The organism is Myxococcus xanthus, from assembly GCF_006402735.1.
Taxonomy (GTDB): Bacteria; Myxococcota; Myxococcia; order Myxococcales; family Myxococcaceae; genus Myxococcus; species Myxococcus xanthus_A.
The window spans coordinates 7,297,075-7,310,445 of record NZ_CP017174.1 but is presented as its reverse complement, the minus strand read 5'-3'; the positions used below and the strand labels follow the sequence as shown (position 1 = coordinate 7,310,445).

Sequence of the window (13,371 nt, the reverse complement as noted above, 5' to 3'; positions counted from 1 at the left end):
ATGGACGGGACCTACAAGTCGCTGCGCATCGAGAAGAACGAAGGCGTCGCCGAGCTGGTGCTGACCGGCCCCGGCAAGGGCAACGCCATGGGGCCCGACTTCTGGCGGGAAATGCCCGAGGCCATCCGCGCGCTGGATGCGGATGACTCCGTCCGCGTCGTGCTGGTTCGCGGCGAGGGCAAGCACTTCACCTTCGGCCTGGACCTCATGGGGATGATGGAATCCCTGGGGCCGCTGCTCACCGGCGACGGCAACCTGGCCCTGGAGCGCTTGAAGCTGCTGTCGCTGATTGGCGACATGCAGCAGGCCACCGAGGGCATGGCCCGCTGTCGCAAGCCCGTCATCGCCGCCGTGCACGGTTGGTGCATCGGTGGCGGCATGGACCTCATCGCCGCGTGTGATTTCCGGTACTGCTCCCAGGACGCGAAGTTCTCCCTGCGCGAGGTGAAGGTGGGCATCGTCGCCGACCTGGGCGCGCTCCAGCGCCTGCCTCGCATCATCGGCGAGGGCCACACGCGTGAGCTGGCCTACACCGGTGGCGACGTGGACGCGGCGCGTGCCTTGCGCATGGGGCTCGTGAACGAGGTGTTCCCCTCGCCGGAGGCCCTGCTGGAGGAGGCCCGGGCGACCGCGAAACGCATCTCCGAAAATGCCCCGCTTGTCGTCCAGGGCGCCAAGCAGGTCATGGAGTACTGCGCGGACAAATCCATCGCGGATGGCCTGCGTTATGTGGCGGTATGGAACTCCGCGTTCCTCCAGTCCCATGACCTGGCCGAAGCCTTTTCCGCATTCGTGGAACGCCGACCCCCTCACTTTCAGGGGCGCTGAGCCCCCGGCCGTAGGGGCTTTCGTCCCGCGTGTTGCCGATGCGAGAATTCCAGGAACAGCTTGGATTCGGAGTCCGGCGACATGACGGAAAGCATCGCGCTGCTGGGGTACGGCCGCTTTGGCCGTGCCCTGTCTGGCCTCCTGCTGGAAGCGGGCATCTCGCATCGGGTGTTCGAGCCGCGCCAGGACGACGTGCCCGACGCGCTGAGGGCACCGACGCTCGCGGAGGCCGTCGAGGGCGCGGAGTTGGTGGTGCTCGCCATGCCCGTGTCTGGAATGCGCTCGGTGCTGGAGGCGCTTCGCCCGCGCCTGTCGCCCGCGCAGACGGTGCTCGACGTCGGAAGCGTCAAGGTGCGGCCCGTGCAGGTGCTGGCCTCCGTGCTGGGGCGGGACATCCCCTGGGTGGGCACGCATCCGCTGTTCGGCCCGGCCAGTCTGGCGAGGGGCGACCTGCCTCGCCGCACGGTGGTGTGCCCGAACGAGCTGCACCCGGAGGCCGTGCGCAAGGCCTGGGTACTGTTCGAACGCATCGGCTGTGAAGTGACGGAGCTGTCGCCGGATGCGCACGACGCGCTGATGGCGCGCACGCACGTGCTCACCTTCTTCCTGGCGCACGGACTGCTCAAGGCGGAGGCCGGAAAGGACCTGCCCTTCGCGCCGCCCAGCTTCCAGCCCGTGGCCCGCCTGGAGGAGTACGCACGGATGGAGGTGCCCCATCTCTTCGGCGTCGTGCAGTCGGAGAATCCCTACGCGCGGGACGCACGGGTGCGGCTGCTGGATGCCCTCACGCGGCTCCACCTGGGTTGTGAATCAGGGCGCTCGGGCGCGCCGGAGCCTGTCGCCACGCCGCCTGGGCTGACGGACGTCCGGGAGCGCGTGGATGCGTTGGACCGAGAGCTGGTGCAACTGCTGAATCGTCGCGCCCAGCTCATCCAGCAGGCGGCACACCTGAAGGCCGGGCATGGACTCCCGCTGCCAGACGCGGAGCGCGAGGCGAGCTTGCTGGAGACCCGGCGTCAGTGGGCCGCGGAGCAGGGGATGGACGCGGACGACACGGAAGACGTGTTCCGTGCCGTCCTGCGCTTCTCACGCCGTGCCGTGCCCACGCGCTCCCGTTGAACGCAGCGGGCTTCAGTGTCAGCGCTGCACGGTGAACGTGGGGTTGAGCACCTTCATCGTTCCCTTCGTCACACCGAACTGTTCATGCACCGCCGCGCGGCGCACGGTCTCGGCGGGGGAGATGCGGCCGGCCAGCAGCTCCTGATACGCGGAGAGCACGCGCGAAGCCTCCTCGCGAGACTCGCGCACGAACTCCACCCGGAAGCGCCGCACGCCCCGCGCGAGCAGCGACGGCACGAGCGACGCCGCGCTCTGCGCCTGCGCGTTGAACACCGTGTTCCGGCACCCCACGTCCACCACCACCGGATGCTCCAGCCCCTTGTGGTCTCTCAAGGACACACGGTGCTTCTCGCACGGCCGTCCACAGCTCCGGTAGTCACGCCCGTGGGACAGCGTGTGGGAATACACGCAGTGCTCGGTGTGGAACGTGGAGATGTGGTGGTGCACCGTCACCGTGAAGCGCTCCGCGGGCAGGTGCTCCAGCATGGCCCCGAGCTGCACCGCGTCCAGGTCATGCGCGAACGTCAGCGTGTCCAGCCCGAGCCCCAGCAGGTGCAGCGCCGTCACGGAGTTGGTGACGTTGAGTGAGAAGTCCGCGTGCAGGGCAGGGCGCGCCTCCCCGGGCGCGGGCGGCCGCTCCAGGAAGTGCATCATCGCGCCCCAGTGTCGCACGAGCACCGCGTCCGGCTTCAGCTTCGCGATGCGGGCGTCGTAGCCTTCCTCGCCCGGCTTCTGCACGCGCACCGTGGCAATCGTCACGCGCAGCCCCGCCGCGCGCGCACGCTCCACCGCGCGCTGCAGGCCCACCAGCTCCATCCAATCCAGCTCCACCTCGGGCAGGCCCGCGGCAATCACCGCTTCGAGCTGCTCGTCCGTGCGGCACAGGGGCAGCAAGCGCGCGTCCTCCACCGCCCGGGGCGCAGGCTGCACCCGCTCGCGCAGCGACGCGCGCAGGGGCTCCAACGTGGAGCCCTCGTTCACGGTCCGCACCGGACCGCGCGCCACGGCTTCCGACAGCTCCGCCACCAGGCGGCGACGCAGCGCCTTCATCTCCGACACTGGCAGATGCAGCCCCGCCGCCAGTCCGGACGTATCCAGCCCCGTCAGCGTGAAAGGCGTTCCGCCCAGCGCCGCCAGCTTGTCGCGCAGCAGCGCTTCGTCGAGGCCACCACCGCGTGCCTCGGCCAGCAGCACCTCGCTGGACACCGAGTAGACGTGTCCACCGCGCGCCCGGCCCAGCACCGTCAGCGGCGAACCGGCGGCGCCGGTCACGGTCAGCGCCAAGGGCACGCGGCCTTCGGGCTCGCCGCGCCCCAGCAGTTCCTCCGTGCGCTTCGCCAGGGCCGGGTCGCTCGTCATCCAGACGCGCTGGCCGGGCTTCACCCGGCCCATGTCCGGACCGGGATTGCCGAAGCCCAGCACCCACCCACGGCCCTTGCGCTCCACTCGGAACAGCGGGCCGCCGGGCTCGTGCTTGTCCTCGGGGTGCCCGTCGTCGAACACCACGCCCATGCCGGGCCGGGGCGACACCTCGGCCGCGACCGGTGTCGCCGTCTCCAGCGGAGAGGACACCTTGCCCACGGGCGCATCCGGGCGCGCCTTCTCGTCGTCCTGGCCCAGCCCGCCCGTCCAGGGACGTCCCTCCGTGTCGTCCACCACGCGCACGTCACGACCGTGCACGGACTCCACGCGGCCCAGGTACGCGCCCCGGTGCTTCGGGAAGCGCCCCTCCACCAGCGTCTGGTGGTCCGAGCCCGCGAAGAAGCCGTGCGAGAAGCCCCGGCTGTACGACAGCGTCATGTCCGCCAGGTCCTTGCGCAGCGCACCCGTGTCCGGCGTCCCCGCGGACACGCCATCCACCCAGCGCCGGTAGCCCTGTACCGCCGTGGCGACGTACTGCGGCCCCTTCTGCCGGCCTTCAATCTTCAGCGAGTGGACGCCAATCTCCACCAGCTGCGGCACCGCCATGACACCCGCGAGGTCCTTGGGGCTGAGCAGGTACTGCACGTCGCCCAACTCCCGCGTTTGGCCATCCACCACCAGGTCGTACGGAAGCCGGCACGACTGCGCGCACTGTCCCCGGTTGGCGGAGCGTCCACCCCACGCCTCGCTGGTGAGGCACTGACCGCTCCACGACATGCAGAGCGCGCCGTGGATGAAGACCTCCAGCTCCACGTCCGTCTCCGACGCCAGCCGGCGAATCTCCGCCACGGACAGCTCGCGCGGCACCACCACGCGCGTGGCGCCCAGGCCCTTCGCGAAGCGCGCGCCTTCCGCGCTCGAAATCGTCATCTGCGTGGAGGCATGGACCTCCATCTGCGGACACACCGCGCGGGCCACCAGCGCAATCGCCGGGTCCTGGACGATGAGCGCGTCCACGCCAGCTTCGGCGATGCGGCGCAGGATGTTCTCCACCACCGGGAGCTCGGGCTCGAAGACCAGGGTGTTCAGCGTCAGATAGGCGCGGGCGCCGGCGCGGTGCACGAGCGCCAGCGTTCCGGGCAGGGTGGCGAGCGAGAAGTTCTCCGCGCGTGCGCGTGCGTTGAACCCTTCGTCCAGTCCGAAATAGATGGCGTCCGCGCCACTGGCGAGCGCGGCCTTCATCGAGTCGAGGTCCCCTGCGGGGGCGAGGATTTCGGGGCGGCGGCGGGTCATGGCGCGACCTCTAACACACGGCCCCTGGTTCCGCTGTCCGCCCGGCGAACGTCATGGACGCAGTGCGGCAGGTTTGTTCAAGTCCCTGCCCGGTTGCTTCCACAGGAGACGGGTCCAAATGGCTGATGGCGTGTTCCGGGACGGGCTGCTCGCGGGCAAGGTGGCGTTCATTTCTGGCGGCAGCAGTGGCATCAACCTCGGCATCGCCGAGTCCTTCGTGAAGGCGGGCGCCAAGGTGGCCATCAACGGCCGCAACGTGGAGAAGCTCGAGGCCGCGGTGAAGGGGCTTCAGGCGCACGGCACCGCCATGGGCGTGGCGGCCGACGTCCGGGACTATGCCGCCGTGGAGAAGGCCCTCCAGACGGTGCGCGAGGCCTACGGTGAGCTGGACGTCGTCGTGTGCGGCGCCGCTGGCAACTTCCCCGCGCCCGCGCTGGGCATGTCCTCCAACGGCTTCAAGGCCGTCATGGACATCGACGTGCTGGGCACCTTCAACATCAGCCGCGCCGCCTTCGAGCACCTGCGCAAGCCGGGCGCGTCCCTCATCAACATCTCCGCGCCCCAGGCCTATCTCCCCATGGCCATGCAGGCCCACGTCTGTGCCGCCAAGGCCGGCGTGGACATGCTCACCCGCGTGCTGGCCATCGAGTGGGGTGGCTCCGGCGTGCGCGTCAACTCGATTACCCCCGGCCCCATCGACGACACGGAAGGCATGCGCCGGCTGGCCCCCAGCGACGAGGGCCGCGACAAGCTCGCCCAGGCCCTGCCGCTCCAGCGTTTCGGGAAGAAGCAGGACATCGCCCAGCTCGCGCTCTTCCTGGCGTCGGAAGGCTCGTCCTACATCACCGGATCCATCATGGTCTGCGACGGTGGCCAGTCCCTGATGGGCGGCGGGGCGCTCATGGCCGCGCTCGGCATGTAACGGGGACGCACTCAACGGGGCATGGGTCACGATAGCCCCGCGGGTTCCACCCGGGATGCAAAGCTCTGGTGGAGGTCTACGTGGTGACGGGAGTTGTCTGGTAGAAGGCACTGGGACCTCGCGAGTGCTCTCTTCCGTGCGGGGTCCGTTCGTTCCCGGAGCCGCTCATGTCCCGTTGTCCTCTCGCGCTCACCCGGTTGCTGGGGTTGGGCGTGCTGTGCCTCGGCGTTGTGCTGGTGGGGTGTGGTGACAGCGCCACGTCGCCGCTCCCGCCGCCAGCGAAGTCCCTGCCCGACGCGGCGCTCTCCACGGTGCAGGTGGACCGGGCGGAGCAGGTGCTGGCGGACGGCGTGGACCGGGTCGCCATCACCGTGACGGTGCGGCAGAAGGACGGCTCGCCCATGGCGGGCCGCACGGTGCGGGTGGAGGTCTCCGGCGACGGGAACACCGTGACGCAGCCCGCGGACCGGACGAATGCCCAGGGCGTGGCCACCGCGTCCGTGGTGTCCACGCGAGGCGGCTCGAAGCGGGTGACGGCCTCGGTGGATGCCGAGGGAGGCGCGGTGGTGTTGGGTTCGCGTCCCGTCGTCGGCTTCACCGTGCTGCGGGCCTCGAGGCTGGCCTTCGCGGCGGCCTCGCTGTCGGCCCGAGCCGGTGCACCCATTGGCGGGCTGGACGTCGAGTTCCGGGACGCCGATGGCCGCCCGGTTCCGTCCGTCACGGGGGAGGTGACGCTCTCGCTGGCCGCTGGCCCGGGTGGGGCTTCCCTGGGAGGCACGCTCCGGGCTCAGGCCGTGGACGGCGTCGCCCGCTTCCAGGAAGTGGTGCTGACGCGCGCAGGCCTGGGCTATCAGCTCAAGGCCGAGGCCACCGGCGTCGAGGGCGCGGTCAGCCCTTCGTTCGACGTGACGCCGGCCGCCGCCGCCACCGTCGAGGTGACGGGGCTGCCGCAGACCGCCATCGCGGGCTCCACGCATGATGCGGAGGTGACGGTGCGTGACGCGTTCGGCAACGTCGCCAGTGGCTATCGCGGCACGCTGAGCGTGCAGTCCTCGGACGCCACGGCCACGCTGCCGGGCGGGCACACCTTCACGGAGGTGAACGCGGGCCGCTTCCGTTTCACGGGCATCACCCTGCGGCGGGCGGGCACCCAGCGCGTCGACGTGCAGGACGCCGCGCAAGCGGGCCTGGCGGGGCGCCAGGACGTGCGCGTCTCGGCGGACCGGACCGCGGCATTGGCTTTCGCGCGCGTGCCTTCGCATGCGTCCGTTCGCGCCGCGCTGACCGCCGTGGAGGTGGTGCTCCAGGATGCGCATGGCAACCGGACGCCCGTGGGCGCACCTTCGGTGACGCTGTCCCTGGTGCCGGCGGGTGGCGTGCCACTGCGTGGTGTCACCGAGGTGGCGCCCGTGGAGGGGCTGGCGTCGTTCTCCAGCGTGCACGTGGACACGGAGGGCCGCTTCCAGCTTCAGGCCACCGCGGATGGACTGACGCCCGCCACGAGCACGGACATCGACATCATCGACAATGTGTTCCCCTCCGTCCCTGTCCTCGCCGCGACCACGGCCACGCCCGACAGCGTCACGGTGTCCTGGATGGCCGTGGGTGATGACGGCGACCAGGGGCGGGCCGCGTCGCATGCCCTGCATTACTCGCTGAACCCGATTGAGACGGATGCGGACTTCAACCAGGCGACGCCGGTGGGCGGCCTGGGCGAGCCCGCGGAGGCTGGCACGCAGGAGTCCGCCGTCCTCACGGGCCTTCAGCCTGGCACGAACTACCACGTGGCGCTGCGCGTGGCGGACAACCAGGGCAACGCGGTCCGCTCCGCCAGCTTGATGGTGCAGACGCAGGTACAGGGCGTCACGCGGCTCGTCTTCTCCCAGCAGCCCGTGGATGGTGACGCGGGCGACACGCAGCCGGACATCCGCGTCTCGCTGCTGGATGGCGACGGACAGGTCGTCACCACGGCCACGTCGCCGGTGACGCTCACGCTGGAGGATGAACCCGGCTTCACGCCGTTGCAGGTAGCGGCGGTCGCGGGCGTGGCGACCTTCTCGGGCGTGGTGGTGGAGCAGGCGGGTACGCACCGCTTCATCGCGGCGGCCACGGGGTTGGGCCCGGAGCCCAGCGACACGTTCACCGTCGAGCCGGGCGACGCTGTCCGTCTGGCGCTCACGGGCCTTGTTTCACCCGTGGCCGCGGGCGCCGAGGGCAGCGTGGTGGTGACGGCCCATGACGCCTTCGACAACGTGGCCACGGGCTACACCGGTGCGGTGCGCTTCACGTCCACCGACGCCGAGGCGGAACTGCCTGGTGACTACACGTTCACCGTGGCGGATGCGGGCCGGCGGACCTTCAGCGGCGTGATGCTGCTGACGTCGGGGACCCAGAGCGTCACCGTGGTGGACACGGCGCGGCCGGTGCTGACCGACACGCTCGAGGTGGAGGTGAGCACCGGTGCGGCCGCCGAGTTGGAGCTGAGCGCGCTTCCCGCGGCAGTGGCGGCCGGCGAGGCGCAGAGCCTCACCGTCACCGCGCGCGACGGCTTCGGAAACATCGTCACGGGCTACACTGGCACGGTGCGCTTCGAGTCGGATGACCCGGAGGCGACGCTGCCCGCGGACTACACCTTCGTTCCCGGGCAGGACGCGGGGCAGCACACGTTCTCGGTGACGCTGATGACCTCCGGGGCGCGTTCGGTGACGGTGCGGGATACGGGCAACGCGGGGCTGACGGTGACGGTGAGCACCCAGGTCCTGTCTGGCCCCGCTGCACAGTTGACGGTGCAGTTGGCTTCCGCGACGACCCTCGCGGGCGAGCCCGTGGCGGCCACTGTGTCGGTGCGGGATGCACACGGCAACCTCACCTCGGGTTACCGGGGCTCGGTCCACTTCGAGATTCCGGGGGACGCCCAGGCCACCATCCCTGCGGACTACACCTTCACTGAGTCTGACGCCGGCCAGCGCCTCTTCAATGTGACGTTCGCCGCGGTGGGCAGTGGCCAGCTCGTCGTCACGGACACCGCGGCGGCGACGCTGACGGGGACTTCCACTGTGACGGTGCAGCCCGGACTCCTCACGGCGTTGTCGGTGGTGGGGCCGACGGAGTCCATCGTCGCGGGCGAGCCGCAGTCCTTCGCCGTCTCCGCGCATGACCGCTTCGGCAACGTGCTGACGGCGTACGCGGGAACGGTGGAGCCCACGTCCACGGACCCGGAGGCCGCGCCGTTGTCGACGTACACGTACACGGAGGCGGACCAGGGGGCGCACACCTTCACCATCACCTTCGAGACGGCGGGTGCGCAGTCAGTGACGTTCACGGACGGCGATGCCGCGGTGGCCGACACGTATGACTTCTCCGTGGAGGCGGGTGCGCCCGTGCAGCTCGCGTTCGTCGCGCCTCCGGAGCCGGGCACCGTCCTGGAGCCGCTGTCCGAGACGCGGGTGGCCTTGCAGGATGCGTTCGGCAACGTCTCGAACGCCACGGCGCCGTCCGTGACGCTCCAGTTGGTGGGGGCGGTCGGGGTGACGCTGGGCGGCACCTTGACGGTGGCGCCGGTTGCGGGCGTGGCCGTCTTCAACGACCTCACGGTGGATCAGGCGGGTAGCTTCGTCCTCTCCGCGACCACGGAGAACCCGGCGCTGCCTACCGTTGACACGATGGTCACCATCACCGACGACGTCGCGCCCGCCGAGCCCGTGCTGAGCGTCAGCCTCGTGGACAACATGACGGTGCGCCTGACGTGGCTGGCCACGGGAGATAACGGCGGCGTGGGCAACGCCGCTCGCTACGAGCTGCGCTACAGCGCGGGGCCGATTGACCCACAGAGCTTCGCGCTGGCCAGCGAGGTGCCCACGGCGGCGCCACGGGCGCCGGGACAGGCGGAGGAAGTGATTCACGCGCTGCCGCCGTCCCAGGCGGCCACCTGGTACTTCGCGCTCCGCGTCTTCGATGGCGCGAACAATGGCAGCACCGTGGCTTTCGCCTCCATCGAAGTGCCGGGGCCCTGCGGTGATGTCGTCTGCACGCCGCGCGCGCCGGAGTGCGCCGCGGACGGAGTACAGCGTGTGACCTACGCGGAGGCGTGCGTGGTGACGGCGGGCCTGGCGGAGTGCGAGTACACGCCCGCTTCGGAGGTCTGCCCGGGCCAGGACGGTGTCTGCATCGAGGGCGCCTGTGACACGGCGCCCGCGCCCGGGGCACGGGAGTTGGTCATCAGCGAGGTCATGCACCGCCCGGATGCGAACACCACCGAATACGTGGAGCTGACCAGCACCGTCGACGCACCGCGGGACATCACGAACCTGCGCATCCGCTTCGACAATGGCGCGGGCGGCGAGACGGACTTCAGCGTGCTGACGGCCGGGGACCGACCCCTCATCGTCCCAGGCCGGGGCACCTTCGTCCTCGCGAACAACACGGATGTGGCCACCAACGGCGGTGTGGCGGCGCAGTACGGCTACGGGAGCACGCTCTTCGAGCTTGGCCATACGGGGCACCTCTTCGTCGAGATGGGCGCCACCGTGGTGGATGACGTGGCGTACTCGGCCTCCTTCCCGCAGACGACGGGGCGCTCGATGAACCTGTCGTCCGTGGTGGTGGGGACTCGGGCGAGCCAGCACGCCTGGTACTGGTGTGACTCGGAGGCGTCACTTCCTGGCGGTGGACAGGGCACGCCGGGCGGCGCCAACGCGTCCTGCGGCGTGGAGATCACCGGCCCGGTGGACTACTGCGCCATCCAGTATCCGAAGTCCTTCGCCACGCCCATCCGGGCGGGCCGCGCGGAGTCCGTCTTCAGCCAGTTCTACGAGTCCCAGGTGAGCACCAGGAACCAGAATGGCAACGACGGCTTCCCGCACCTGGTGGCCGAGCTGGGCTATGGGACTGACGCCGCGTCACCGGACTCGTGGACGTGGGTGCCAGCGCAGGCGAACGCGGGCTTCGCCACGCCGGGCAACAACGATGAGCTGGTGGCCCCGCTGAACATCGCGGCGCCGGGCAGCTACATCTACGGCTTCCGCTACCGCTTCACCCAGGGGCCCGAGGTGGCCCAGGAGTGGGTTTACTGCGACCAGGACGGCGTCGTCGCGCAGGCGAGCACGGGCAACTACGGCACGGTGACGGTGGTACCGGCGCCGGCCGTGGCCAACCACGTCGTCATCAGCGAGGTGAGCGGCGGCCTTTCGAACTCGGCGACGAACGAGTTCGTGGAGCTCCACAACCCGACGGATGCGGACGTCGACATCAGCGGCTGGCGGCTCCAGTACAAGTCCGCGACGGGGGGCTCGTACAGCGGCAGCTACACCATTCCCGCGGGGACTTTCATCCGGGCTCATGGGTACTTCCTGCTGGGGCACAATGGCTATACCGGTCCCGTGGCGCGAGACCTGAACTACGGCACGGTGTTCGACATCTCGGCGTCACCGACGGCCGGAGGCCATGTCCGCATCGGTCCTGGGCTGACGACCAACGTCAATGACGTGGCGGTGGACAAGGTGGCGTGGGGCACAGGGAACTCGCCCGAAGGCACGGTGGCGCCCTTTCACCCCGCGTCGGGTGGCAGCCTGGAGCGGAAGGCCCTGTCCACCTCGACCTCCGCCACCATGGCCGCGGGCAGCAGTGACGAGGACTTCGGCAACGGCCGGGACTCGGACAACAACAACGCGGACTTCGTCACCCGGGCCATCCGTCAGCCACAGAACTCCCTGAGCCCGACGGAACAGCCGTAGCCGGGCTGGAAGCACCGCGTTTCCCACGGAGGCCGCCGGGCGTGCATGCGCCGGGCGGCCTCTCGCATTTCCGCCGCCAATCCCTGCTGCTCCGCGGCGTCCGGCGCATTACCTTTGCGGCCGTACCTTCGCCGTCACCACGCTCAGGAGCAGACTGTGTCAGAGAGCCAAGTCCCCGACGCCGCCCGCCTCGTCACCTGCCCACCGGCCGAATTCACGCGCGCCGGTGAGGAGGCCATGGCCGCCGCCCGAGAGGGAATCGCCCAGCTCAAGGCCCTCCGTCCCCCCTACGTCACGCGCGAGGTGCTGGAGATATACGACGAGGCCACGGCGGCGCTCGACGACGCGGGAGCCCGCGCCAGCGTTGCCCGTCATGCGCACCCGGACGCCGCCATGCGCGAGGCCGCCGAGGCCGCCGAGCAGGCCCTGGAGACGCTCAGCAACGACATCCGCATGGACCGGGGCGTCTATGACGTGCTGGCCGCGCTGGATTTGTCCGGCGAGGACGCCGCCACGCGGAAGTGGATGGAGAAGGTGCGGCGGGAGTTCCGCCGCGCGGGCGTGGACCGGGATGACGCCACCCGCGCCCGGGTGAAGGCGCTCCAGGAGGAGCTGGTCCGCATCGGTCAGGAGTTCAGCCGCAACATCCGCCAGGACACGCGCACGGAAGCGCTGGCGCCGTCGGCGCTGGAGGGCCTGCCCGACGACTACGTGCGCGCCCACCCGCCCGGGCCGGACGGCAAGGTGCGCATCACCACGGACTACCCGGACATCGTCCCCTTCATGACGTACTCGCGTGATGCTCAGGCCCGCGAGCAGATGTGGCGCGTCTTCCGCCAGCGCGGCCATCCCGCCAACGCGGACGTCCTGCAGCGCATGGTGTCCCGCCGGAACGAGCTGGCCACGCTGCTGGGCTACCGGAACTGGGCGGCCTACGCGACCGAGGACAAGATGATTCGGGATGAGGGGGCCGCCTCGGACTTCATCGAGAAGATCGCCGCCGCGTCCGGCGCGCGCATGGAGCGCGACTACGCCACGCTGCTGGAGCGCAAGCGCCGCGACGTTCCCGGCGCCGAGCGCGTCAACCCGTGGGACCAAGCCTACCTGGAGGACCGCGTGAAGGCGGAGCAGTACGCCTTCGACTCGCAGGTGGTGCGGCCCTATTACGAGTACTCGCGCGTGAAGCAGGGCGTGCTCGACCTGACGGCGCGCCTGTTCGGCGTCACCTACCGCCGCGTCGCGGACGCCCCGGTGTGGCACCCGGACGTGGAGGCCTACGACGTGTTCGAGGGCACCACGCTGCGCGGGCGCTTCTACCTGGACATGCACCCGCGCGACGACAAGTACAAGCACGCGGCCCAGTTCACGCTGACGAGCGGGAAGTCGGGACGGCGGCTGCCGGAAGGGGTGCTTGTCTGCAACTTCCCCCGTCCTGGCGCGGAGCCCGCGCTGCTCCAGCACAGCGACGTGGAGACCTTCTTCCACGAGTTCGGCCACCTGCTGCACCACATCTTCGGCGGCCACACTCGCTGGGCGGGCGTGTCCGGTGTCCGCACGGAGTGGGACTTCGTGGAGGCGCCTTCGCAGATGCTGGAGGAGTGGGCGCGTGACACCGCCAGCCTCCAGACATTCGCGAAGCACTATCAGACGAACGAGCCCATCCCCGCGGACGTGGTGGAGCGCATGCGCCGCGCGGAAGAGTTCGGCAAGGGGCTGTGGGTGCGCCAGCAGATGTTCTACGCGGCGCTCAGCCTGGAGCTGTACCGGCGGAAGCCGGAGGGCGTGGACGCGGTGTCGCTCGTGCGCGAGCTCCAGGGGAAGTTCACACCCTTCCCGTACGTGGAGGGCACCTACTTCCACCTCTCCTTCGGCCACCTCGACGGGTACTCGTCCAACTACTACACGTACATGTGGTCGCTCGTCATCGCGAAGGACCTGTTCACGGTGTTCCAGCAGAAGGGGATGCTGTCCCCTGAGCCCGCTCAGGCCTACCGGCGCGCGGTGCTGGAGCCGGGTGGCTCGGACGACGCGGCCCGGCTGGTGAATGCCTTCCTGGGGCGCGACTACGACTTCCGCGCCTATGAGGAGTGGCTCAATCAGGCGGCGTGACGTCCC

At 70.2% G+C, this 13,371-nt stretch carries 6 protein-coding genes; 5 read left to right on the top strand and 1 reads right to left on the bottom strand.

Annotated features, from left to right (window positions below; genetic code table 11):
* Complete coding sequence (locus tag BHS09_RS29975; RefSeq protein WP_140794839.1) at positions 1-828, top strand: crotonase/enoyl-CoA hydratase family protein; 828 nt, start codon at positions 1-3, stop codon at positions 826-828.
* 81 nt (positions 829-909) lie between these two features.
* Positions 910-1,947 carry a prephenate dehydrogenase/arogenate dehydrogenase family protein gene (locus tag BHS09_RS29970; RefSeq protein WP_140799724.1) on the top strand — a complete coding sequence of 346 codons (1,038 nt, stop codon included), beginning with the start codon at positions 910-912 and terminating at the stop codon, positions 1,945-1,947.
* 18 nt (positions 1,948-1,965) lie between these two features.
* Here the strand turns inward: BHS09_RS29970 and BHS09_RS29965 are convergent, their stop codons facing one another.
* Complete coding sequence (locus BHS09_RS29965; RefSeq protein WP_140799723.1) at positions 1,966-4,602, bottom strand: U32 family peptidase; 2,637 nt, start codon at positions 4,600-4,602, stop codon at positions 1,966-1,968.
* Positions 4,603-4,720: 118 nt separating this feature from the next.
* Between BHS09_RS29965 and BHS09_RS29960 the strand changes: the two genes are divergently transcribed.
* The 3 genes from BHS09_RS29960 (at position 4,721) to BHS09_RS29950 (ending at position 13,365) form a co-directional block, all read left to right on the top strand.
* Positions 4,721-5,524 carry an SDR family oxidoreductase gene (locus BHS09_RS29960; protein ID WP_140794836.1) on the top strand — a complete coding sequence of 268 codons (804 nt, stop codon included), beginning with the start codon at positions 4,721-4,723 and terminating at the stop codon, positions 5,522-5,524.
* Positions 5,525-5,691: 167 nt separating this feature from the next.
* Positions 5,692-11,256 (top strand): lamin tail domain-containing protein, encoded by a 5,565-nt coding sequence (locus tag BHS09_RS29955; protein WP_140799722.1) that lies wholly within the window; start codon positions 5,692-5,694, stop codon positions 11,254-11,256.
* Between the two features lie 45 nt (positions 11,257-11,301).
* Positions 11,302-13,365, top strand: coding sequence for a M3 family metallopeptidase (locus BHS09_RS29950; RefSeq protein ID WP_418763970.1), 2,064 nt, complete (start codon positions 11,302-11,304; stop codon positions 13,363-13,365).
* Positions 13,366-13,371: the final 6 nt, after the last annotated feature.